General features: G+C 61.4%; 24 protein-coding genes and 2 tRNA genes. 19 read left to right on the forward strand and 7 right to left on the reverse strand.

The window, feature by feature from the left end; genetic code table 11:
- Positions 1-16: 16 nt before the first annotated feature.
- From ACFOGH_RS04390 to cysS, 3 genes are read right to left on the reverse strand one after another with little or no spacing between them, the layout of a single operon-like run.
- Complete coding sequence (locus ACFOGH_RS04390) at positions 17-778, reverse strand: squalene/phytoene synthase family protein (protein ID WP_380071851.1); 762 nt, start codon at positions 776-778, stop codon at positions 17-19.
- Positions 775-2,397 carry a citramalate synthase gene (gene cimA / locus ACFOGH_RS04395; protein WP_380071852.1) on the reverse strand — a complete coding sequence of 541 codons (1,623 nt, stop codon included), beginning with the start codon at positions 2,395-2,397 and terminating at the stop codon, positions 775-777. Before cimA ends, ACFOGH_RS04390 begins: the two co-directional genes overlap by 4 nt.
- Complete coding sequence (gene cysS / locus ACFOGH_RS04400) at positions 2,394-3,800, reverse strand: cysteine--tRNA ligase (RefSeq protein WP_380071853.1); 1,407 nt, start codon at positions 3,798-3,800, stop codon at positions 2,394-2,396. Before cysS ends, cimA begins: the two co-directional genes overlap by 4 nt.
- A 230-nt stretch (positions 3,801-4,030) precedes the next feature.
- Between cysS and ACFOGH_RS04405 the strand changes: the two genes are divergently transcribed.
- From ACFOGH_RS04405 to ACFOGH_RS04415, 3 genes are read left to right on the forward strand one after another with little or no spacing between them, the layout of a single operon-like run.
- Positions 4,031-5,410, forward strand: a complete 1,380-nt coding sequence (locus ACFOGH_RS04405) for a pyridoxal phosphate-dependent decarboxylase family protein (RefSeq protein WP_380071854.1) — start codon at positions 4,031-4,033, stop codon at positions 5,408-5,410.
- 3 nt (positions 5,411-5,413) lie between these two features.
- Entirely contained in the window at positions 5,414-6,259 is an 846-nt protein-coding gene (locus tag ACFOGH_RS04410) for a TPM domain-containing protein (protein ID WP_380071855.1), read from the forward strand.
- A 16-nt stretch (positions 6,260-6,275) separates the two neighbouring features.
- Complete coding sequence (locus tag ACFOGH_RS04415; RefSeq protein WP_380071856.1) at positions 6,276-6,743, forward strand: hypothetical protein; 468 nt, start codon at positions 6,276-6,278, stop codon at positions 6,741-6,743.
- Here the strand turns inward: ACFOGH_RS04415 and ACFOGH_RS04420 are convergent.
- The gene (locus ACFOGH_RS04420; protein ID WP_380071857.1) at positions 6,740-8,551 is read right to left on the reverse strand and encodes an ABC-F family ATP-binding cassette domain-containing protein; all 1,812 of its coding nucleotides are present in this window, start codon (positions 8,549-8,551) and stop codon (positions 6,740-6,742) included. The genes ACFOGH_RS04415 and ACFOGH_RS04420 overlap by 4 nt on opposite strands.
- 53 nt (positions 8,552-8,604) lie before the next feature.
- Positions 8,605-9,354 (reverse strand): GNAT family N-acetyltransferase, encoded by a 750-nt coding sequence (locus ACFOGH_RS04425; protein ID WP_380071858.1) that lies wholly within the window; start codon positions 9,352-9,354, stop codon positions 8,605-8,607.
- A gap of 100 nt (positions 9,355-9,454) precedes the next feature.
- Between ACFOGH_RS04425 and ACFOGH_RS04430 the strand changes: the two genes are divergently transcribed.
- Positions 9,455-10,051, forward strand: a complete 597-nt coding sequence (locus tag ACFOGH_RS04430; RefSeq protein WP_380071859.1) for a tyrosine-protein phosphatase — start codon at positions 9,455-9,457, stop codon at positions 10,049-10,051.
- 14 nt (positions 10,052-10,065) lie between these two features.
- On the opposite strand, the gene ACFOGH_RS04435 is transcribed toward ACFOGH_RS04430, so the two are convergent.
- Positions 10,066-10,557, reverse strand: coding sequence for an outer membrane protein assembly factor BamE (locus ACFOGH_RS04435; RefSeq protein ID WP_380071860.1), 492 nt, complete (start codon positions 10,555-10,557; stop codon positions 10,066-10,068).
- 234 nt (positions 10,558-10,791) lie between these two features.
- Here ACFOGH_RS04435 and ACFOGH_RS04440 point away from each other — a divergent pair, with 234 nt between their 5' ends.
- The 15 genes from ACFOGH_RS04440 (at position 10,792) to ACFOGH_RS04510 (ending at position 22,768) form a co-directional block, all read left to right on the forward strand.
- A complete protein-coding gene (locus ACFOGH_RS04440; protein WP_380071861.1) occupies positions 10,792-11,364 on the forward strand; it encodes a YceD family protein in 573 nt (190 codons plus the stop codon).
- A 162-nt stretch (positions 11,365-11,526) separates the two neighbouring features.
- On the forward strand, positions 11,527-11,730 hold the full coding sequence (gene rpmF / locus ACFOGH_RS04445) for a 50S ribosomal protein L32 (protein ID WP_380071862.1): 204 nt from the start codon (positions 11,527-11,529) through the stop codon (positions 11,728-11,730).
- Between the two features lie 26 nt (positions 11,731-11,756).
- Positions 11,757-12,878 carry a phosphate acyltransferase PlsX gene (plsX, locus tag ACFOGH_RS04450; RefSeq protein WP_380071863.1) on the forward strand — a complete coding sequence of 374 codons (1,122 nt, stop codon included), beginning with the start codon at positions 11,757-11,759 and terminating at the stop codon, positions 12,876-12,878.
- Complete coding sequence (locus ACFOGH_RS04455; protein ID WP_380071864.1) at positions 12,875-13,846, forward strand: beta-ketoacyl-ACP synthase III; 972 nt, start codon at positions 12,875-12,877, stop codon at positions 13,844-13,846. Before plsX ends, ACFOGH_RS04455 begins: the two co-directional genes overlap by 4 nt.
- Positions 13,847-13,945: 99 nt before the next feature.
- Positions 13,946-14,245 carry an integration host factor subunit alpha gene (gene ihfA / locus ACFOGH_RS04460; RefSeq protein ID WP_054006177.1) on the forward strand — a complete coding sequence of 100 codons (300 nt, stop codon included), beginning with the start codon at positions 13,946-13,948 and terminating at the stop codon, positions 14,243-14,245.
- Between the two features lie 12 nt (positions 14,246-14,257).
- Positions 14,258-15,019, forward strand: a complete 762-nt coding sequence (locus tag ACFOGH_RS04465; protein WP_380071865.1) for a MerR family transcriptional regulator — start codon at positions 14,258-14,260, stop codon at positions 15,017-15,019.
- A gap of 62 nt (positions 15,020-15,081) precedes the next feature.
- Positions 15,082-15,159: transfer RNA gene (locus tag ACFOGH_RS04470), tRNA-Pro, on the forward strand.
- 61 nt (positions 15,160-15,220) lie between these two features.
- Entirely contained in the window at positions 15,221-16,303 is a 1,083-nt protein-coding gene (locus ACFOGH_RS04475; RefSeq protein WP_380071866.1) for a 2'-deoxycytidine 5'-triphosphate deaminase, read from the forward strand.
- An 87-nt stretch (positions 16,304-16,390) separates the two neighbouring features.
- Positions 16,391-16,768: a cupin domain-containing protein gene (locus ACFOGH_RS04480; RefSeq protein WP_380071867.1), complete on the forward strand. Its 378-nt coding sequence runs from the start codon at positions 16,391-16,393 to the stop codon at positions 16,766-16,768.
- Positions 16,769-16,781: 13 nt separating this feature from the next.
- Positions 16,782-18,824 carry an ASKHA domain-containing protein gene (locus ACFOGH_RS04485; RefSeq protein ID WP_380071868.1) on the forward strand — a complete coding sequence of 681 codons (2,043 nt, stop codon included), beginning with the start codon at positions 16,782-16,784 and terminating at the stop codon, positions 18,822-18,824.
- Between the two features lie 32 nt (positions 18,825-18,856).
- Positions 18,857-19,396 carry a sigma-70 family RNA polymerase sigma factor gene (locus tag ACFOGH_RS04490; RefSeq protein WP_380071869.1) on the forward strand — a complete coding sequence of 180 codons (540 nt, stop codon included), beginning with the start codon at positions 18,857-18,859 and terminating at the stop codon, positions 19,394-19,396.
- Entirely contained in the window at positions 19,393-20,046 is a 654-nt protein-coding gene (locus ACFOGH_RS04495) for an anti-sigma factor (RefSeq protein ID WP_380071870.1), read from the forward strand. The genes ACFOGH_RS04490 and ACFOGH_RS04495 overlap by 4 nt, the downstream gene beginning before the upstream one ends.
- 146 nt (positions 20,047-20,192) lie before the next feature.
- Positions 20,193-20,753 carry a fasciclin domain-containing protein gene (locus ACFOGH_RS04500; RefSeq protein WP_380071871.1) on the forward strand — a complete coding sequence of 187 codons (561 nt, stop codon included), beginning with the start codon at positions 20,193-20,195 and terminating at the stop codon, positions 20,751-20,753.
- A gap of 257 nt (positions 20,754-21,010) precedes the next feature.
- Complete coding sequence (locus ACFOGH_RS04505) at positions 21,011-22,624, forward strand: vWA domain-containing protein (RefSeq protein WP_380071872.1); 1,614 nt, start codon at positions 21,011-21,013, stop codon at positions 22,622-22,624.
- A gap of 70 nt (positions 22,625-22,694) precedes the next feature.
- Positions 22,695-22,768 (forward strand) — tRNA-Gly (locus ACFOGH_RS04510).
- Between the two features lie 136 nt (positions 22,769-22,904).
- Here the strand turns inward: ACFOGH_RS04510 and ACFOGH_RS04515 are convergent.
- Entirely contained in the window at positions 22,905-23,354 is a 450-nt protein-coding gene (locus ACFOGH_RS04515) for a hypothetical protein (RefSeq protein WP_380071873.1), read from the reverse strand.
- Between the last annotated feature and the right edge of the window lie 75 nt (positions 23,355-23,429).

Genomic DNA, 23,429 nt, shown 5'->3' on the forward strand with positions numbered 1-23,429 from the left:
GTCCCGCTTTGGGACCCTACCAACGCCCCGTCGTGGCCTGCCACAACAGCCGCCCCCGGCGAGCAAATTCTGACAGCCCCATCCGCCCCTCGGCCACCACCATCGGATCGGCCACAACCTGACGCAAAAGCGCCTCAGCCTGCCAGCCCGCCAGCAAGGCCGGGGCAGCCTTGCCCACCAGATGCCGCACCGCCCGCGCTGCCCGGATATTCTCCAGCCCCCGCGCCGCCAGATCACGCACCGACCCCGGCCGCCCATCCACCAGAGGCCGCTTGCCGCGTTCCTCCAGCAGGGGAACCGCCCGCAAAAACGCCCCCAACCCCGCCGCCCAGCCATAATCCCGCACCGCAGCCTCGGTGCGCTGATCGGCCCCGCAAGCCCGCGCCACCAACCACATCAACCCGCCTGCGGTATCGTCGAGATAGGCATCAAACGCCGCCTGATCCGCAAACGGCTCCGCATAAACATCCCAAACCCGCGCCGCCGCCATCCGCTCCAACACGCCCACGTCCAAGCCCGCCTGCGCGATCAACCCATGCAGCGGCCCCGCCACCTCATGCGCACGAGGGCTGGTCTCTGCCACCACATCCCGCCACCATTGCAACCGCATTTCCGCGATCATCGGCTCTTTCGTCACCCAAGGCGCGCGCGCGATTTCCAGATTGAACGCATAAAGCGGCCACAACCGCGCCCTCAAGCCGCTCGGCGCCGCCATCACCGCCGCAAACCGATCCGCATCGCCGCGTTCGACCAGATCGGCGCAGGCCTCTACGCTCACACCGGCACCCCGATGTCGCGGATCAGCTTCCAGTTGATCGCATCCAGCAGCGCCTCAAACGAGGCATCGACGATATTGGCCGAGACACCCACGGTTGACCAGCGCCGCCCCTGATTGTCTTCACTGTCAATGATCACCCGCGTCACCGCCTCGGTGCCGCCTTGGGTGATGCGGACCTTGAAATCGACCAGCCGCAAGTCATCAATCACAGCCTGATAGGGGCCGAGATCCTTGGCCAAAGCCTTCGACAGCGCATTGACCGGGCCGCGATCGGTGCCGGTTTCATCCATGCTTTCCGAGACCGACAGCATCTTCTGCGCGCCGATTTTGACCACCACCACGGCCTCGGAAAGGCTGACCATTTGGTCATATTTGTTCTTCCGCCGCTCTACCGTCACCCGGTAACGCTTGACCTCAAAGAACGATGGCAGCAGCCCCAGTTCTTTGCGCGCGACCAACTCGAAACTCGCCTGCGCGCCGTCATAGGCATAGCCCTGATCCTCGCGTTCCTTGACGATTTCAAGGATGCGCCCCAGCCGCGCATCTCCTGCGGCCACCTCGATTCCGGCCGAGGCGAGACGTGCCCGCAGATTGGATTGACCGGCTTGGTTCGACATCGGAATGACGCGCTCATTGCCGACGACTTCCGGCGCGATATGCTCGTAAGTGTTCGGATTCTTAAGGATCGCACTTGCGTGCAGCCCGGCTTTATGTGCGAAGGCACTGGCACCCACATAGGGGGCCGCGCGTTGCGGCACGCGGTTCAGGATGTCATCCAAGCTGCGGGACAAACGTACAAGACCCGCCAAAGCCTGCGCCGAGACGCCAGTTTCCAACTGGCTGGCGAAAGGCTCTTTCAACAGCAGCGTCGGAATCAGAGTAACCAGATTGGCGTTGCCGCAACGCTCGCCCAGACCGTTCAGCGTGCCTTGAATCTGCCGCGCCCCAGCTTCAACCGCCGCCAGCGAGTTCGCCACGGCGTTGCCGGTGTCATCATGGCAATGGATGCCAAGCCGATCACCGGGGATGCCAGCGGCGATCACCTCGGCCACCACGCGACCAACTTCCAACGGCAAAGTGCCGCCGTTGGTATCGCAGAGAACGATCCAGCGCGCCCCGGCCTCATACGCAGCGCGCAGACAGGACAAAGCGTAGTCGGGGTTGGCGCGGTAGCCGTCAAAGAAATGCTCGGCATCAAACAACGCCTCGCGCCCCTTGGTGACGACATGCTGGAACGAGGCCGCAATCGCTGTGCGGTTTTCCTCTAGGGAAACACCCAAGGCGGTGGTGACGTGAAACTCATGCGTCTTGCCGACGAGACAAACCGCAGGTGTCCCGGCATCCAGCACCGCCGCCAGCACATCGTCATTCTCGGCCGAACGCCCTACGCGCTTAGTCATGCCAAAGGCGGTCATGGTGGCACGGGTCTGCGGCGCATGGGCGAAAAACTCCGAGTCGGTTGGATTCGCCCCCGGCCAACCACCCTCGATATAATCCACCCCTAACGCATCGAGCGCCGTGGCAATCTGGCGTTTTTCAGCGGTGGAGAACTGCACGCCCTGAGTCTGCTGGCCGTCTCGGAGAGTGGTGTCGAAGAGATAGAGGCGCTCGCGGGTCATTCTTCCACCCAAAGTCGATCAAGGAGGTCGATGTCGAAACTCGAAGTCTTTTCAAATTCGGTTTCACCCGTCTTTGAATCGCGCACAACTACGCCAGAACGTAACAAATGATCGCGGATTTTATCAGCTTTAGCGTAGTCTTTCTGCGACTTCGCTTGATCGCGTTTCCGCAGCATATCTTGGATCAGACCTGACTCCGCATCCGAGAATCCACTAACTTTTGCCCATTCTGGAATGCCGTTTGCAAGAAATCCGAGCAAATAGAGACTCCCTCGCAACCCCGAGAAATCGCCCGCGTTGGAAAGCGCGTGGCATTGTGTGAGCGCTTCATGGGTGTTCAAATCATCGGAAAGGGCATCAACCACAGGTTGATACGGCGTGCCACCAGTCGAAAGACCGACTTGGCGATACCAACGTGTTAGAACCTTTCGCGCGTCATCGGCCTTCTCGGCTGTCCAGTCCATCGGCTTGCCGTAATGCGTGCTCAGATACACAAACCGAATGACTTCCCCCGGATAGCCCTGATCCAGCAAATCCCGCACGGTAAAGAAATTGCCCAAAGACTTGGACATCTTCTTGCCCTCCACCTGCAACATCTCGTTATGCAGCCAATAGCGCGCGAAACTGGCGTCGGGGTGGGCGCAGCAGCTTTGGGCGATCTCGTTTTCGTGGTGGGGGAATTGTAGATCGAGGCCGCCGCCGTGGATGTCAAACGACGCGCCCAGCAATTCGTAACTCATCGCCGAGCATTCGATATGCCAGCCCGGACGGCCCCGGCCCCAAGGGCTGTCCCAACCCGGTTCCTCGCCCGAGGACGGCTTCCACAGCACGAAGTCCATCGGGTCTTCCTTGAACGGCGCCACCTCAACCCGTGCGCCCGCGATCATGTCATCCACCGAGCGGCCCGACAGCGCGCCGTAGTTTTTATAGGACCGCACGCGAAACAGCACATGGCCGGAGGCGGCATAAGCATGGCCCTTGGCGATCAGACCCTCAATCATCGCGACCATCGGCCCGATGAATTCGGTCGCGCGCGGCTCATGGTTCGGGCGCAGCGCCCCCAAGGCATCCATATCGTCGTGATACCACTGGATGGTTTCCTCGGTGCGCTGCCGGATCAGATCTTCCAGCGAGCCTGCCGCCCCCGCCTGCTGCCGGGCCAAAGCGGTGGCGTTGATCTTGTCATCGACATCTGTGAAATTGCGCACATAGGTGACGTGACCTTCGCCATAAGCATGGCGCAGCAGGCGATACAGCACGTCAAACACCACCACCGGGCGGCCATTGCCCAGATGCGCGCGGTCATAGACCGTCGGGCCGCAGACATACATCCGCACGTTCTTGTCATCAATCGGGGTGAAGATTTCCTTCGCCCGCGTCTTGGTGTTGTGCAGTTTGATCATCGCAACCCTCGCCTCTTAGCACTCGCATTTGCCTGCGGCGGGTCTATCAGCTTGATCCTGTTGAGGGAATGAGGTGATGGCCCGCCTGACGATATGTCAGCAGGTAATGCAGCAAATGATGATGCCCATCGTGTTCATGCCCCCGTGATAGCGGCTAATCTGCGCGCCGCCAAGGGGATTTGGTTGCGCGTCTTAGTTCACATGTTAAGGTTGCTGGATGGGAGGCCACAATGAACCACGATGATCTGAACTATTGGTCGAAACGCGCCGCCGATTGGGCCAGCGACTATCACCGCAAACTGCGCGATCGCCCGGTGCGCGCGCCGCTGGTGCCGGGGGCGATTGCGCAGCAGTTGCCAATGGTGGCCCCCGATGCGCCCGAACCGATCGCGGCGATCTTTGCCGATTTCGAACGCATCGTGCCGCAGGGCATGACGCATTGGCAGCACCCACGGTTTTTCGCTTATTTCCCCGCAAATGCCTCGCCCGCGTCGATGCTGGCCGAGCAACTGGCCAATGCGATGGCCTGTCAGGGCATGCTGTGGCAGACCTCGCCCGCTGCGACGGAGATCGAGCAGGTGATGGTGGGCTGGCTGCGCGACGCTTTGGGTCTGCCGCAGGGGTTTGTCGGCACGATTCACGACTCCGCGACCACCGCCACGCTGTCGGCGGTGCTGACGATGCGAGAGCAGGCGACGGCGTTCCAGGGCAATTTCAAGGGGATGCAGAGCAACATCCTGCGGATCTATGCCTCGGCGCAGACGCATTCTTCAGTCGACAAGGCAGTGCGGGTGGCGGGGATCGGGCAGGACAATCTGGTCAAGATCGCCACCGATGCGCAGTTTTCGATGCGGCCCGAGTCGCTGGACGCCGCCATCCGCGCCGATCTCGCGGCGGGGCTGCTGCCTGCAGGTGTCGTTTTGTGCGCCGGTGGCACCGCGATTGGCGCTTTTGACCGGATTGGCGCGTGCATTGCGGTGGCGAAATCGCATGGGCTGCCGGTCCATGTCGATGCGGCTTGGGGGGGGTCTGCGATGATCTGTCCCGAGTTTCGCGCGTTGTGGCAGGGCGTAGAGGGCGCCGATTCCATCGTGTTCAACCCGCACAAATGGCTGGGGGTGCAGTTCGATTGTGCGGTGCAGTTCCTACGCGATCCGGGGCCGCAGGTAAAGTCCTTGGGGCTGCGGCCCAGCTATCTGGAAACGGCGGGGCGAGAGGAAATCGTCAACTTCAACGAATGGACAGTGCCACTGGGGCGGCGGTTCCGGGCGTTGAAGCTGTGGTTCACTCTGAGGGCTTACGGATTAGATGGTTTGCGCAAGCGGATCCGCAACCATGTGCAATGGGCACAGGAGTCTTGCGTGGCGGTCGCGGCGATACCCAGTGTGAAGATCATCACGCAACCCATTCTGTCGCTTTACACATTCGCGCTGGAGGATGACGCCCAGACCGAGCGTCTGTTGCAGCGTATCAACGACGATGGCCGGATTTATCTGACCCAGACCCTGCACGATGGCCGCTATGTGATCCGGGTGCAAGTCGGCCAGTTTGACTGCACGCAGGCAGATGTGATGATGATCGCGCAGGTTGTTGCGGAATTGATCGGATAACGCATGATTCGGATGCTGCTGCTGGTGATCTTGCTGCCCTTCGGCGCTTGGGCGCAAGGCATGCCGCAGCCGTTGTCCGACACGGTTTCAGACTTCGCGGGCGTGCTGAATGCCGCTGAAAAGGCCGATCTGACCACCACGCTGAAAAAGGCGCGGGACGAGACCGGGGTGCAGATTGTTGTCGTGGTGATGGAGGCGCGCGCGCTCTATGGCGGTGCGGGGCAATCCATTGAAACCTATGCGAAAAACCTGTTCAACGGTTGGGGTGTTGGCGACAAGACTCGCAATGATGGCGTGATGATTCTTGTGGCGCGCCAGGATCGAGAGATGCGGATCGCGCTGGGGGCGGGCTATGATGCGGTTTACGATGGGCTGGCGCAGCGGGTGATTGACCGCGAGATGCTACCGGAATTTCGTAACAATCGCTTTGCCCAGGGCATCAAGGCGGGTACGCAGGCGGTGATCGACCGGATCGCCCGCCCCTTTGCCAGCCACAATCCACCGCCACAACAGAGCGATTATTCCCGGATTCTCGGCATCCTTCCTTTCCTGCTTTTTGCCGTCGCCTGTTGCGGCGTTGCGTTCGGGAGTCAGATCGGTGATGTGGCGATCCGCTTTCGTGCCTGTCCGAATTGCGGGCAAAGATCGCTTTCACGCAGCCGTAAGCAACTGACGCAGGCTACCGAGTTCATGCGAGCCACCGGGGTTCAAACAACGCTGTGCCGCACCTGCGGCTACAAGCATGAAGAACCCCATGAGTTTCCTCGTATATCAAGCTCATCAGGGTCAGATAGTAGTGGGTTTGGCGGTGGCAGATCATCCGGCGGTGGCGCGTCAGGGCGCTGGTAGGGAGACGGGGGTATCCATGAAAAGGCTGATGATCGCATTTTGGCTTTTCCCGCTTCCCCTGCTGGCGCAATCCGGGGGTGTGGCGATGTTTCCGCCCGAGGCCGCGTGCTTTCAGCGCCAGTATGATGCCGCGCATCTGGCGAAACATCCGCAGCAACAGGTGGTGGAAATCGCGCTGACGCCAGCCGAAGGCCAGGTGGTCAGCACCTCGCTTGTCGTTGATATTGCTGTGACATTACGCGCAGGCGATCACTATATCGGCAGCGCCTATTGCGAGCCGCAGGGTGCGGGCCTGTCCTGCGGGATGGAGGGCGATGCGGGCGCGTTTGATCTGGGCCTGCGCAAAGGCGGTGCTTTGCTTTTGACCGTCAGCGGTTTGGGCATGTCATTTGAGAATGACCAAGGCTTTCTGACCATTTCCGGCACCAGCGGCGATGACCGGGCTTTTCTTATGCAACCCGTCGCCGCCGCCGATTGCTTTTAGGCGCGCTCTGCCAAGGCAAGCCATTCGGCTTCTGCGGCGGCCAGTTGCGCCTGACGCTCGCTCAATGCCTCACCTGCCTTGCGGAATTTCACCGGCTCTTTGCTGAACATGTCGGGGTCAGATAGCAAATCGGTCACTTTGCCAATCTCGGCTTCCAGCTTTTCGATCAGCGCGGGCAAGGCATCCAGGCGCTTACGCTCAGTAAAGGTCAACCCGTCGGCTTTCTTCACATCCGACTTTACGTGGCTTGTGGAAGCCGCTGTTTTGGCAGAGTTATCCGCCGTCAGCGTGCCACCCGAAACCACGCGCTGGTTTTGATAATCGCTCCAGCCGCCCGGGTAGACGGTCGCCCGACCCCGACCCTCAAGCGCCACGGTCGAAGTTGCCACGCGGTCGATGAAATCGCGGTCGTGGCTGACCAGCAGCACAGTGCCATCGTAATCGCCCAAGATATCCTGAAGCAGATCAAGCGTTTCGACATCCAGATCGTTGGTCGGCTCGTCCATGATCAATAGGTTCGACGGCAGCGCCATCAATTTGGCCAGCAGCAGCCGCGCTTTTTCGCCGCCCGAAAGTGATCGCACCGGGGCGCGGGCCTGCGCCTCGTCGAACAGAAAGTCTTTCAGATAAGCCACGACATGCTTGGGGTTGCCACGCACCATCACCTGATCAGAACTGCCCGACACCGCCATCAGCGGATCATTGGTCAGGCTGTCCCACAAGGTTGCATTCGGGTCCAACCGCGCGCGGGCCTGATCGAACACCGCGATATCCAGATTGGTGCCCAGTTGCACCGAGCCGGAATCCGGTTCAACTTCGCCCGTCAACATCTTGAGAAGCGTGGTTTTTCCAACGCCATTGGGGCCTACGAAAGCCACCCGGTCGCCGCGCAGCACCCGCAGGTCGAAATTCTGCACGATGGTCTTGTCGCCAAAGACTTTGGAAATCCCCTTGGCTTCAATCACCCGCTTGCCCGATTGCTGGCCCGATTCCAGCTCTAGCTGTGCGGTGCCTTGGCGGCGGATCTGGCTGCTGCGTTCTTCGCGCAAAGCTGCCAGCGCGCGCACCCGGCCCTGATTGCGCTTGCGCCGCGCCGAGATGCCCTCAACCGCCCATTTCGCCTCGGCCTTGATCTTGCGATCCAGCTTGTGACGGGCCTCATCCTCTTCGGCCCAGACGGTTTCGCGCCATTCTTCAAAGCCGTCAAACCCAGCCTCGCGCCGCTTGATCTGGCCACGGTCGATCCACAACGTCGCCCGCGTCAGCGCACGCAGGAAGGCGCGGTCGTGGGAAATCAACACGAAAGCGGTGCGGGTGGCTTTCAGTTCTTCTTCAAGCCATTCAATGGCTTGGATGTCGAGATGGTTCGTCGGCTCGTCCAGCAGCATCAGTTCCGGCGCTTCGGCCATCAGCTTGGCCAGAGCGGCACGCCGCCGCTCGCCGCCCGAGGCCGTGGCCACCGGGGTTTCCGGATTGAACTTCAGCCCCTCGGCCACCATGGCGACCTTGTATTCCTCGCCCTCGGGCAGTTTCGAGGCGGCGTAATCGCCCAGGGTTTCAAAGCCCGACAGATCGGGGTCTTGCTCCATATAGCCGACATGCACACCCGGCGGCACCACGCGCAGACCTTTATCGGGTTCAACCAGCCCGGCCATCACCTTCATCAAGGTGGATTTGCCCGAGCCATTGCGACCGACCAGCGCCACCCGATCACCGGGTTGGACGACAAGATCAAGCTCGTCAAAAACGGGATTGCCGCCGAAAGTCAGCGAGATGCCAGAAAGCTGTAGAAGGGGTGCGCGTGCCATGCCGCCTGCTAGGATACCTTGCGGGCGGCGTCAATCGGCCATGGTGTGCTGCGCTATTCCGATATGGCGCGCAAAGCCCGCGCGCGGGCAGGCGGGATTTTTGCGATCTCGACAGCGGTGAACACATGCAGCGTGTCCAAGGCGCGATCCAGCACCGCATGGTCACTGACCCAGCCTGCCATCGCAAGATAAGTGCGCAGCAAGGGCGGCAGGCTTTGCATCGCGGCGCGCAGATCAACGGGCGTCTCACGCAATTGGCTGGCAAAGTCGAAGATTTCAGCGGCCTTTGGCCCCGGCATCCACTGCGCCGGGGCGAGATGATTGCGCAGCAGAGCCAATGCGGGCGCGTGGACGTGCCAATCCGCGCCCTCGAACGACGAGCAGCCAAACAGCAGGCCAATCGCCTCGGCATCGACAATCTGCGCCATCGCGCCCCAAGCCAGCCGCAGGATATCGGGGTCGTGCCATGCCGGATCCAGGCAGAACCGGCCGAGTTCCAGCTTGGCCCCGGCAAACCCCTCTAGCGCGCGCAGATCATAGACCTGCCCCGCATAGCTGCCCGACAGGCTTTCCCCGGCGCGAAACGCCAGCAGCCGGTAGCAGCAGACCAAAGTGCCGCTGGCGCGATCTTCGACCAAAACATGCCGACAGATCGCGTCGAAATCGTCAGAATCGCGACCATCCGGTTTGGCGATGCCACGCCTGCCCAGAAAGCTGCGGTGGCGCAGGGCCTGCGCTGCGGTCAGGTCGTGCTGGGTTTCGGCCAGCCGCGCGGCATAGCGACCTCTGGTCAAGGGAAGCATGAGAAAACCGGGGTTAAAGAGGCGATCCGATGCGCCTACCCTTGCGCGGCGGCCTCGCGCAAAGCAAGCATGATCCGGCCCATCCGCCTCGGAGAATGTGATGCCCCTGCCCAAGTTGACCCGACGCGGCACCTTAGCCCTGTTGCTGCCCACCCTTGCGCTGCCACAGCGGCTTTGGGCACAGATCAGCGCTGCCGATTGGGCGCAGCCCGTGGCATTGGCGGGCGTGCCCAACCTGCACCGGGTCACGCCGCTGATTTACCGAAGTGCGCAGCCCGATGCCGAGGGGTTTCGCAATCTCGCCGCTTTCGGGGTGAAAACTGTGATCAACCTGCGCCGCAGCGTCGATGATTCGCCGCTGGCGGCAGGCAGCGGGCTGCAAACCCTGCATATCAAGATCACCACACGCCACATTCGCGACGAAAACGGCGCCAAGATCGTGCTGGCCCTGCGTGCGCTGCGCGATGCCCAAGCCAATGGCCCGGTGCTGGTCCATTGCACCCATGGCGCGGACCGCACCGGCATGATCATCGCTTTGTGGCGGATGCTATATCAGGGCTGGAGTCGCGACGACGCTCTGAATGAGTTGCAGAACGGCGACTTTGGCTTTCACCAAGTTTGGATCAACATCCCGCGCTATCTACGCGAAGTCGACTTGGCAGATTTGCGAGCCCGTATCGAGGCTGGGCGCGCCTGATCCTAGCTAGTCAACTAGCGGATCAACTGATCCGCGCTCAGACCACCGATATTGCCGAACAACTGCCGCAAGATCCCGGCCGATTTGACGTTATCCTTGGTCACACGGCGCGACAGCGGCACGATCTGGCCCTTTTCCAAGCCAAAGCGTTCGATATTCTCGACGGCCCCAGCCTCGGTAAAGGTAATCGCCACCACTTCGCGATTTACCTCTTTCGGCGGCAAGGCACCCTTGGTCACAAACCGGCTTTCAACATAATACCAGCCCAGATCATTCAGCAGGCCAGAAGCCGAAGGCCGACCGATCTTGGTGGCAACAGATTCGCGGGTGTCTTTCGCCACGGTGATCAGCGCCAGTTCTTCATCGGTCGGCACATAGCCATGATCACGCGTGATCGGCGCACAGGCCGCTACCATGGCCACGGTCAGCGCGATCATCCAGCCACGCACACCCAAAGCGGGGCCGCCCTTGGCGATCCGAGCCGATTTACCGAAAAGCTGCGCCATTCCTGCCCTCATCCTCGTGGTCTTGTCCCAACCGCCGCCCCGCCTGCTCTTGCGCCAGCCGGATCGGGCCAGTATCGCATTGCAAAGGCAGCGGTTGCCAAGACCCGTTGCTTTTGGCTTACAGAAGGTCGCTTCTTTGTTCAAGAATGGAACGCGGATGCGACCGAAAACACCAGATAATCTCACGCAGATACGCGGAGATGGCGCTGGAGCGATGACGACAGGGGAAATCTGATGACCGATACCGATGCTGCCAACCCAGGTTTGCCGACCCAACCCTACCGCTCGGCGCTGGTCTCAGGGCGCAAACCGCTGCGCTTCACCTTCGCACCGGACGAAGCCGCCCGTCGCCAGATCGCCGCAGCCCTTGATCTGATTGAATTGCCTGAGTTTACATTCAAGGGCGAATTAGCCCCCTTTGGCCGCGCTGACGTAACCCTGCGCGCCGATCTGACAGCCCTTGTGGTGCAGCCCTGCTCGATCACTCTTGCGCCGGTGCGCAGCAAACTCACCGACACCACCGAACGCCGCTATGCCTATGACTACGCGCAGCCCGACGCGGACGAGCTGGAAATCCCCGAGGATGATATCGAGGCGCTGCCAGAAACCATCGACATCGCCGCAGTCGCAATCGAGGCTTTGGCGCTGGCCCTGCCGCTTTACCCCCGCGCGCGCGGTGCAGAATTCACCGAAGCCGCCTTTGCCGCCCCCGGAGTCGAGCCCTTGCAATCGGCAGACCTCAAGCCTTTCGCGGGCCTCGCCGCCCTTGCCGACAAGTTGAAAAAGCCCGAAGAACCCACGGCTTAGCACGATCCACGCCGCTTTGCAGAAAGGGGCTTGCACATGGCGGGAATCTGACTATGTTCCGCGCCTCATTGAGAGCTTTGTTGCCTACCCATTCGATATGTGGCAAAGCTCTGAAATCAAACTAAAATCCGGGGCCTGTCCCCCACTATCCGAGGTCGAGACATGGCTGTCCCGCAGAACCGCACCACCTCCTCGCGTCGCAACATGCGCCGCTCGCATGACGCGCTGGTTGCTGGCAACCCGCAAGATTGCACCAACTGCGGCGAGCTGAAGCGCCCGCACCACGTTTGCCCGTCCTGCGGTCATTACGATGCGCGCGAAGTTGTCGCCACCAAGGCCGTCGAAGTTGACGAGGACGCGGCGTAAGCCGCCTCTAGCCCTGCTTGCGCCCTGTGGAAACCGGAACCGAAACTCCGTCTAAACCTGGTGCAAACGGCATCGTCATTTCTGTTGATGCGATGGGATCAGATCGCGGACCGGGGGCTGTAGTCGCCGGTCTCGTGCTTTCTGCCGCGCAGTTGCCGGATGCCAACTTCCTGCTGCATGGCGATTCTGCCATTCTGTCGCCCTTGCTGGCGCGGCACCCAGATCTTGGTGCCCGTGTAACCCTGCGCCATACCGACCGCGTCGTGACGATGAGCGACAAGCCATCGCAGGTGATGCGCAATGGTCAGGGCACTTCGATGTGGTCCTGCATTGATGCGGTGAAGAACGGTGAGGCGACTGTCGCAGTGTCTTGTGGCAACACGGGTGCCTTGATGGCGGTGTCGATGATCCGCCTGCGCAAGCTGCCCGGCGTGAACCGCCCCGCCATCGCCTGCCTGTGGCCTTCGCGCAATCCCGGTGGCTTCAATGTGATGCTGGACGTGGGCGCAGACATCAAGGCCGAGGCTGCCGACCTTCTGCAATATGCGGCCATGGGCGCATCCTATGCACGCAACGGTTTGAAACTCGCCCGTCCCCGCGTTGGCCTTTTGAATGTCGGCACCGAAGAACACAAAGGCCGCGCCGAGTTGAAAGAGGCCAATGATCAACTGGCCGCTGCAGCAGAGGCTGGCGGCTATGAATACATCGGCTTTGTCGAAGGCGGCGATCTGCCCTCTGACCGCGTTGATGTGATCGTGACCGATGGGTTTACCGGCAATATCGCGCTGAAAACCGCCGAAGGCACAGCCAAGCTGATTTCTGACTTCATGAAAGAGGCGTTTAACGCCGGTATCCTTTCGAAATTCGCGGCCCTTCTGGCGCTGAACTCGCTCAAGCGCCTGCAACGCCGGATGGACCCGCGCCGCGTCAACGGCGGGATTTTTCTGGGACTGAACGGCACCGTGATCAAATCGCACGGCTCGGCAGATGAAACAGGCGTCGCGGCGGCTATTACCTTGGCGTATCAGTTGTCCAGCGCGGGCTTTCTGGAACGGCTTGCGGCACGGGTTGCATCCACAGGCCGCGCGGGGCAGGATGCGAGCGCTGAGATCGGCGCAGATGGGGCGGAGGCAAAGTCCACAGAATGACAATACGCGCCGTAGTCAAAGGCGTTGGGCATTACCTGCCCGAACGTGTCGTGCCGAATGCAGATCTCGAGGCTTTGGTAGAGACCACCGACGAATGGATCAAAACCCGTTCGGGCATTGAACGCCGCCACTATGCCGCCGAAGGCCAGACCACAGCCGATCTGGGCACCCGCGCCGCTTTGGCAGCGCTTGCCGATGCGGGGCTTGAAGCCAGCGATATTGACGCGATTGTCGTCGCCACCTCGACCGCCGATTTCACCTTCCCGTCTTGTGCAACGATGATCCAAGGCAATCTGGGCATGACCAAGGGCTTTGCCTTTGACGTCCAAGCGGTCTGCGCCGGGTTCGTGTTTGCGCTGACCAATGCCAATGGCCTGATTCTGACTGGCCAAGCCAAGCGCGTGCTGGTGATCGGCGCGGAAATCTTCAGCCGTCTGATGGATTGGAAAGACCGCTCCACCTGCGTGCTGTTCGGCGATGGCGCAGGCGCGCTGGTGCTGGAAGCAGCGACAGGCACGGGCGAGAACACAGATCGCGGCATCCTTGCCACCGATCTGAACTCGGACGGCCGCTACCGTGATCTTTTGTATGTCGATGGCGGCAGCTCAACCGGCACCACCGGCCATCTGCGGATGGAAGGCAAGGAAGTGTTCCGCCACGCGGTCGAGAAACTTGCCGAAACCGCACATAGCGCGCTGGATAAAATCGGCCTCTCGGGTGGCGATGTCGATTGGATCGTGCCGCATCAGGCCAACATCCGCATCATCGAAGCCACCGCAAAACGCATGCAGGTGCCGATGGATCGCGTGGTCGTCACCGTGCAGGATCACGGCAATACCTCGGCTGCATCGATTCCCTTGGCCCTGTCGGTTGGCAAGGCGCGCGGCCAGATCAAGCCCGGTGATCTGCTGGTTACAGAGGCAATCGGCGGCGGTTTGGCTTGGGGATCAGTTGTTCTGCGCTGGTAATCTGCTGAAATGCACTTTTAAGAACGTCGGCCAAGCCCCTGTTATTGACTCGCAATTCCAGACCGCGCATCGTGTTCAAAATAACCCTGGGGGGATATGATGAGCGAGAAGACACTGACGCGTATGGATTTGTCCGAAGCGGTGTTCCACGAAGTCGGCCTTAGCCGCAACGAATCGTCCGAACTGGTCGAGTCGGTGCTGCAACATATGTCCGATGCTTTGGCATCGGGCGAGACGGTGAAAATCTCGTCCTTCGGCACCTTCTCGGTGCGCGACAAGACCGCCCGCGTTGGCCGCAATCCGAAAACCGGCGATGAAGTGCCGATTTCGCCGCGCCGCGTGCTGACCTTCCGCCCGTCGCATCTGATGAAAGACCGCGTGGCGGCTGGTAAGAAGTAAGGATCGCAGCCGGTGGATAAATCACCAGAGGCCTTTCGCACCATTTCCGAGGTGGCCGATGATCTGGAAACCCCGGCGCATGTGCTGCGGTTCTGGGAAAGCCGGTTCCCGCAAATCCGCCCGGTAAAACGCGCGGGCGGGCGGCGCTATTACCGCCCCGCTGATGTTGCCCTGCTGACCGGCATCAAGCGGCTTTTGCATGACGAAGGCCTGACCATTCGCGGCGTGCAGAAAATCCTGCGCGAGCAAGGCGTGCGGCATGTCGCGGGCCTGTCCGGCGATGTGGTGCCCGATGACATTGATGTCGATGCCGAAGCCGCGCTGGAAGCCGCGCTCGCCTCAAACTTCGGCGCGCGCGAAGAGGTAGATCTGCCGCCCGAAAAGGCCACCACCGCCACCATCGTGGCCCTGGAAACCGCCCTGCGCCGCGCGGAGCCTCAACCAGAGCCAGAGCCGACGTTTGATTTCGCTGCCCTGAGCGGTGATGCGCCCGAGGTGGAGCTGCTCGAGGTCGAGCCCGAGCAGGCCGAGATCGTGGCCTTCACGCCAGCGCCATTGGCAGACGCCCCCGCCGAACCCCTTGACGCCGCAGCAGAATCACCACTGCCCACAAAGCCCCCGCTTTGGGCCGAGGATGCGACGCTGACCCAGCGTCTGCGCGCCCTGCCCCCGCATGCATTGTCCGATCGTCAGACCGATCTTCATGTGTTGCGCGCCCGTTTGATCTCTTTGCGCGCGCGTTTGCGTGCGACGCCGCGCGCGGCCACGACATAGCCTGCCCGCCTTGCGCTTTCCCGCTTGCCCCCGCCCGGAATATCAGTATGAAGGCCGCGTGTCGGGCCATAGCGCAGCCTGGTTAGCGCGTCCGTCTGGGGGGCGGAAGGTCGAGAGTTCGAATCTCTCTGGCCCGACCAAATCGAAAACCGCCCGCCTGCGTGCTCGCAGCGCGGGCGTTTTCGTTAAAAGGATGATGTGATGAGCCAACCCGGTGTTCTGCCAGCCCAAGCCCTGCGTGGACTGATCGCCAGCGGTGCCATCGCCGCAAGTCCGGCCATCATCCCAGAACAGATCCAACCCGCCAGCCTTGACCTGCGCCTTGGCCCCATCGCCTACCGCGTGCGCGCCTCTTTTCTGATCGGCAAGGGTCGCCTTACCGCCGACCGCATCGCCGAATTCGAGATGCACCAGATTGATCTGACCAAGGGCGCGGTGCTCGAAAAGGGCTGCGTTTATATCATTCCGCTGATGGAAAGCCTTGCCCTGCCCCACGGCATCACGGCGGTGGCCAATGCCAAATCCTCGACGGGGCGGCTTGATCTGCTGACCCGGCTGATCACCGATGGCGGCACCGAATTTGACCGCATCGCCGAGGGCTACCACGGCCCACTTTATGCCGAGGTTTGCCCGAAGTCGTTCTCGGTGCTGGTGCGTGCGGGTCAGCGGTTGAACCAAATCCGCTTCCGTCAAGGCCAGGCCGTGCTATCGGACGCCGACCTTGCCAACCTGCACGCCCATGAACCGCTTGTGTCTGGCGAAGCGCTGATTTCCGAAGGCCTCGGCTTTTCCGTCGACCTGCGGCCCGAAACCGGCGATCTGGTCGGCTACCGCGCCAAGCCGCATACTGGCGTCGTTGATCTAGACCGCATCGGCCACTATCCGGCACCCGAGTTTTGGGAGGAAATCCACTCGCAAAACGGCCGCATCATCCTTGATCCCGGCGCGTTCTACATCCTCGTCAGTCGTGAAGCTGTGACGATCCCCCCCGATTACGCCGCCGAAATGGCCCCCTTCCTTGCCATGGTGGGCGAATTCCGTGTGCATTACGCAGGGTTCTTCGATCCCGGTTTCGGCCATGCGGCCGCAGGTGGGCAAGGCAGCCGCGGTGTGCTGGAAGTGCGCTGCCACGAGGCGCCCTTCGTGCTGGAACACGGGCAAATCGTGGGCCGTCTGGTCTATGAACGCATGGCCGAACGCCCGGAAACCCTATACGGGCGCGAGATTTCCTCGAATTATCAGGGTCAGGGCCTGAAACTCGCCAAGCAATTCCGCACGCAATAGCCGCAGATCACCCCTGCAATGCCGCGAACAGGCGATGATGTGGCGCAGATGCAGCTTAGACTTTGCCCCAAGAACACAGAGGGTTGCATGACGCATCCGCACCGTATTGACGAGGCCAGCCTGCCAGAGGCGTCGTGGGAGGATCCCGCGCGCGGCTCTATCCGTTGGAAAACCCTGTTTTCGGGCGATGTGACCGCCACCGAAAGCCTGGTCTGTGGCATTGCCATCATGTCGCCCGGCGACAGCTTCGCGCTGCATTGCCATCCGCAGCCCGAGGTCTATTTCGGGCTAGAGGGTGAAGTCGATGTGACAATAGCCGATACCATCCACCGCCTGAAACCCGGCGTTGCGCTGTTCATTCCCGGCAATGCCGTGCATGGCGTGCGCAGCGCCGACCAGCCCGTGCGCTGGTTCTACACGTTTGCCGCCGATAGCTTCGCCGAAATCGCCTACACCTTTGTCTGACCCGAGGATTGCCATGACCGACGACACCCAAGACGCACTCGTGATCTTCACCCCCTCGGGCAAGCGCGGACGCTTTGCGCACGGCACCCCCGTCTTGACCGCCGCGCGGCAGTTGGGTGTCGATCTCGATTCGGTCTGCGGCGGGCGCGGCATCTGCTCGAAATGCCAGATCACCCCGGGTTATGGCGAGTTTTCCAAGCATGGCGTCACCGTCGAGGCCGATGCGCTGACCGAATGGAACAGCGTCGAAGAACGCTACAAATCCAAGCGCGGCATGATTGATGGCCGGCGTCTTGGCTGTCAGGCCAAGGTGATGGGCGATGTGGTGATCGACGTGCCACCGGAAAGCCAAGTGCACAAACAGGTGATCCGCAAATCGGCCAGCCAGCGCGATATCGTGATGGACCCGGCCACCCGCGCGCTTTATGTCGAAGTGGCCGAGCCCGACATGCACGAACCCACTGGCGACTTTGAGCGTCTGGTGACAGCCCTGCAACAGCAATGGGGCGTCGGCGAAGTTGCCGCCGAACTGCCGATCCTGCGCCGCCTGCAACCCGCTTTGCGCAAAGGCAACTGGAGCGTGACGGTCGCCCTGCACAAGGGCAACCACGACGCCCGCCACCGCATCCTTGATATCTGGCCGGGCTTCCACGAGGGCAAGCTTTACGGCCTTGCCATCGACCTCGGCTCGACCACCATCGCGGCCCATTTGTGCGATCTGCACGACGGCAGCGTTCTGGCCTCAAGCGGTGTCATGAATCCGCAAATCCGCTTTGGCGAAGACCTGATGAGCCGGGTGTCCTACGCCATGATGAACCCCGGCGGCGATGTCGAGATGACCGCCGCCGTGCGCACCGCGCTGAACGGTCTGGTGCAGGCAATTGCGACCGAGGCCAAGATCGTGCCGACCTCGATCTACGAAATCACCTTCGTGTGCAACCCGGTGATGCACCATTTGCTGCTGGGCATTGATCCGGTGGAACTCGGCCAAGCCCCCTTCGCGCTTGCGACCTCCGGCAGCTTGGTGCTTGATGCCGCCGATCTCGATATAAAGGCGGTCAACCCGGCCGCGCGCGTTTATATCCTGCCCTGCATCGCGGGCCATGTTGGCGCTGACTGCGCAGCGGTGGCACTTTCAGAAGAACCGAACAAATCGAAAGAAATGGTGCTGATCGTCGATGTCGGCACCAATGCTGAATTGCTGCTCGGCAACGAAACCCGCGTGCTCGCCTGTTCCTCGCCCACCGGACCTGCCTTTGAAGGCGCGCAGATTTCCTCGGGCCAGCGCGCCGCCCCCGGCGCGATTGAGCGGGTCGAAATTGATCCGCAAACCAAAGAACCCCGTTTCCGTGTCATCGGCAGCGATCTGTGGTCAAACGATCCGGGCTTTGCGGCAGCCACCGATAAAACCGGCATCACCGGCATTTGTGGCTCTGGCATCATCGAGGCCGTGGCCGAGATGCGCATGGCGGGCCTTGTCGATCAGGGCGGGCTGATCGGCGGCCCCGATCAAACCGGCACCGCGCGCTGCATCTCCGAAGGCCGCACCCATTCCTACGTGCTGCATGACGGCACGGCCACGGGCGGCCCGCTGATCACGGTGACGCAAGGCGACATCCGTGCCATCCAACTGGCCAAGGCAGCACTTTACGCGGGCGCTCGGCTGCTGATGGATGAAATGGGCGTCGAGACCGTCGAAAAGGTTGTGCTGGCAGGCGCGTTCGGCGCGCATATCAGCCCGAAACACGCGATGGTTCTGGGCATGATCCCCGATGTGACGCTGGATAAGGTGATTTCGGCCGGCAACGCCGCAGGCACCGGCGCGCGGATTGCCTTGTGCAATGTCGCCGCGCGCAATTACATCGAGGATACCGTGCACCATATCCACAAGGTCGAAACCGCCATAGAACCGCGCTTTCAAGAGCATTTCGTCAACGCAAGCGCCATTCCAAATGCGGTGGATACCTTCCCCGAACTTTCCAAAATCGTCGATCTGCCGCATGTCAGCTTCAACACCGCGGGCGCTGGCAGCGGCGGTCGGCGCAGGCGCACTTGACCTACGCGCCCGCATCCCTAAATTGGCAATCTATGGATGATCCTATAGCACAGCTACTCTCTCGGATTGCCGCGCAAGACCGCGTAGCATTCCAGCAAATCTATTCAAGTGCCTCTGCGAAACTTATGGGCGTGCTCTTGCGTATCTTGGGAAACCGGGCAGAAGCGGAGGATGCATTGCAAGAGGTGTTCACAAGGGTGTGGCTGCGGGCAAATCGGTATGAAGCCGATAAAGGCCGTGGCATGACCTGGCTGATCGCCTTGGCGCGCAACCACGCGATTGACCGCCTGCGCGCCCGGCGCGAGGTGCAGTCGGGCGATGAAGATGCGATGAACGCGGTGATCGACACCACGCCGCGCGCCGAAAACCGCATGATTGCCGCAGGCGAGGCCAAGCGCATCAACCAATGCTTTGACACGCTCGAGGCCGACAAGGCCGCGGCCCTGCGCGGGGCATACCTTTCGGGCACCTCGTATCTTGACCTTGCCTCTCAATTCAATGTGCCGCTGAATACCATGCGGACATGGCTGCGCCGCAGCCTGCTGAAGTTGAAGGAGTGCATGGAGCAATGACCAGCACCCCCTTTGATCTGCCCGAAGACGAAGCCCTTGCCGCCGAATATGTGCTGGGGGCACTCGACCTGGCAGAACGCACCGCCGCCGAGACTCGCCTGAAACGTGACCCGGCCTTCGCGGCCTTGGTGAACGATTGGCAAAACCGCCTCTCCGATCTGAACGACGATTACCCCGAAGTCGATGCCCCGAACCTGCTGCCGCAGATCGAAGCGCGCTTGTTCCCGCAGGCCGCAAAACCCCGCCGCTGGTTCGCTTGGATCGGTGGCGCGCTGACCGCAGCCGCCCTCGCGGCAGCCGTCGTGATGATGCTGCCTCCGCCCGCCCCCATGGCGCCGACCATGACCGCCGAACTTACCGCCGAGGCATCGCCCCTGCGCTACGAAGCTGCCATCGCGGGCGATCAACTGGTCCTGACCCGCACCTCTGGCACCGATGCCGAGCCGGGCAAGGATTATGAGCTGTGGATCATCGAAGGCGACCAGGCCCCGGTCTCGCTGGGTGTGCTGACCACCGCTTCCGTCTCTATCCCGGCCCCCAAGGCAGAGGCCGGTTATGTGCTGGCCATCACGCTGGAACCCAAGGGCGGCGGGCCAGACGGCAAACCCACGGGGCCGATCGTTGCGGCCGGGCCACTAAAAAATATCTGACAAATCAATGCCTTCAAATAAAATTTCTCTCTGAAGCGAAAAAATGAAAAATAAATGTGCGGCGGCTGAAACTTTTCAGCCGCCGTTTTCGTTACTTCACCACGAGGCAAGAAGGTCTTGCCCTACCAACAACAAGAGGTAACACAATGAACGCTTCCCGTATGGTCAAAGCCGCAATGGCAACCGCGTTTCTGGCGCTCTCCTCCGGCATGGCGCTGGCCGAAAATCCGATGGTCGGTGGCGCTGAAATGTTCCCCGAGAAAAACATCGTGGAAAACGCTGTGAACTCGAAAGACCACACCACGCTGGTCGCCGCTGTTCAAGCCGCTGGTTTGGCTGAAACCCTGTCTGGCGCTGGCCCGTTCACCGTGTTCGCACCGACGAACGAAGCTTTCGCGAAACTGCCCGCAGGCACCGTTGAAAACCTGCTGAAGCCCGAGAACAAAGAAACCCTGGCAAAGATCCTGACCTGCCACGTTGTCGGCAAAGAAGTGATGTCGGATGCTCTGGGCGGCATGATCAAGGATGACGGCGGCAAGCACCCGGTCCCGACCCTGGGCGGCTGCACGCTGACCGCCAGCTACGAAGGCGACAAGATCCTGCTGACGGACGAGATGGGCAACGTGGCCACCGTCACCCAAGCTGACGTGAAACAGTCGAACGGCGTGATCCATGTGATCGACACCGTCATGCTGCCGAAGATGTAACCAGTGAAGGCAGCGGCGATCTGCATCCCAACGGATCGCCGCCTGTTCGCCTGCACGGGCCGGCCTGTTCATAGTCCCCACTAAGACCGATCCGTGAAAGGGGCCTTGCAGAGCAATCTGCAAGGCTCTTTGCGTTTTCGACATGCTTGGTTAAGCTCGCGTCATTCTGATCTGTCATTGCCAAGGATTCTATGATGCGCATTTTTCCTCTACGGCGCGTACTCGCCCTGCTTTTGTTGTGCATTTCAATGCTCACCGTGCCCCATCTCGCCACTGCCGAGGGCCGCACCATCATCGTTCTGGATGGATCTGGCTCGATGTGGGGCCAGATCGACGGCAGGCCAAAACTTGAAATCGCACGCGAGGCTTTGGCCGAAGTGCTGAAGAACATCCCCGCCGATACCGAACTCGGCCTGATCGCCTATGGCCACCGTGACAAAGGCTCGTGCGATGACATCGAAACCGTGGTTGCCCCCGCAAAAGGCACAGCACAAGCAATCTCTGACGCCGCCGCCAAGATGCAGTTTCTGGGCAAGACGCCACTGACCGAAGCCGTCCGCCGCGCTGCCGCTGAACTTCACTCAACCGAAGAAAAAGCCACCGTCGTGTTGATCACCGATGGCATCGAAACCTGCCAAGGCGATCCCTGTGCGCTGGCGCAAGAACTCGAATCCTCGGGCGTCGATTTCACCGCGCATGTGGTGGGCTTTGGCCTGACCAAGGATGAAGGCAAACAGGTCGCCTGCCTCGCCGAAGATACCGGCGGGCAATATATCACCGCCGACGATCTCGACAGCCTTAAGGTTGCGCTGCAAGCCACGGTGATCGCAGCCCCCGAACCCGCGCCCGCGCCGGAACCTGCGCCCGCGCAAGAGCCTGCAAAGCCCGCGCAGCTGGATCTGAACTTCCTGCCCACACTCGTGCTGGCCCCCGGTGTGAAGAAACCCGATGACAGCACCGATATCGCTTGGGAAATTCACGCCAAAAACGCCGATGGCACCACGGGCGACCGCATCACCACCGAATACAACACGGTGAAATCCTTCATCGAGCCGGGCGACTATCGCCTTGTCACCATACTGGATCAGGCGGTGCAGGAATCAGACATCACCCTGACCGCCGATAAACTCTCGGCACCCGAAATCGTGATGAACGCCGCACGGCTGATCCTGCACCCGAAACCCGATGCCGCAGGCGAGGAAAGCAAGGATGCCTCGGTCAACATCACCTCGACCAGCGCCATAGACACCACGAACTACGGGCCGTCGCGATTCTACCTGCCTGCGGGCGACTACACCATCAACGGCACCATGGGGCAGGCCAAAGTCACCGAAACCATCACCCTTAAACCCGGCGATCTGGTCGAGCGTGATCTGATCATCGGATCGGGGCTCGCTGTGGTCGACGGTTATTATGTCGAAGGCCTGCTGATGGAAAACACCCAGCACTCCGTCGAAATCCTCAGCGCAAAACAGGCACTGGACGGCAGCCACAACAGCATCACCACCAGCTACGGCCCCGGTGCAAAGTTTGAACTGTCGCCCGGCGATTACATCGCCCGCGTCAGCGAAGGCGGCGCCATTGCCGAAACCCCGTTCACCGTGAAGGCCGGAGAGCGCGTCAATGTCAGCGTCATCCTGCAAGCCGGCGTGCTGGCGGTGACAGCCCCCGGCGCGAGTGAGATCGGCATTTTCAAGGCCAAGGCCGATCTGGCCGGCAACCGCACGCAGATGTCGTTCAACTACGCCGACACCGTCACCATCGCCCTGCCCGAAGGCGATTATGTGATCGAGGCCGTGCGTGACGGCGTGAAAGCCGAAGCCACCGCCAAAGTCACCAAGGGCGAGCGCACCGAAACCACGGTTCCCTAACCGCAAACCCCTGCCAGCCGCGCCAAACCACCTTGACGAGGCCGCGCGGCTGGCATACCTGAAGGCCCATGCGGGTGTAGCTCAATGGTAGAGCAGCAGCTTCCCAAGCTGAATACGAGGGTTCGATTCCCTTCACCCGCTCCAATCACCTTTTGTGTTCCTATGCGCGGCAACCGGCGCTGACGCTTGGTTGCAAGCCACAGCTACCACGGATGCGATCCGAGGTGGCTTGCCTCAACTTGGCGACTGCGGATCAGATCTGCCATGGCCTTTGGCCGTTTCAGAACAACAGCTTATAGGTATTGCCGCGCGTATCCGTGGCCTCGCCGGTGCCGCTGGTGGTGCTGGAGCCCATCACGAAGGTGCCCTTGACCACGGTGCCATCCTTGCAGACGGCATAGATCTCACCGGTGTTGATGCCGCCCACCGATTCCACGCTGTTGTCAAACTTGCCGCCCGGACCGCCGCGCAGGGTCAACGATACGCCGCGGGTTTTCGAGACCACTTTCGGTGCCAGCGCCGACCAAGTGCCGCTGCATTTCGTCCGACCCGCCAGCCGGAACCGCAACGCGCCCGAAGTGCCCTCGGTCGTATCAGCCGTGGCATGGATCACCGGCGGCGGCGTTTCTTTCGCAAGTGGCCCTGCGGTGGGATAAAGCTGCATCTCGCTGCTGGAACCGCAAGCCGAAAGGCCAAGCAGAGCAATCAGGCCAAGGGTGCGTGCGGGCATGGGCTTTCCTTTCCGGGCAATGAAACGTCGGGCTTGGTTGTCCTAAGCCATCCCGCGCGCGCGCGCAACGCACCG

The sequence above is a fragment of the Cypionkella sinensis genome (assembly GCF_042646385.1).
Classification (GTDB): Bacteria; Pseudomonadota; Alphaproteobacteria; order Rhodobacterales; family Rhodobacteraceae; genus Cypionkella; species Cypionkella sinensis.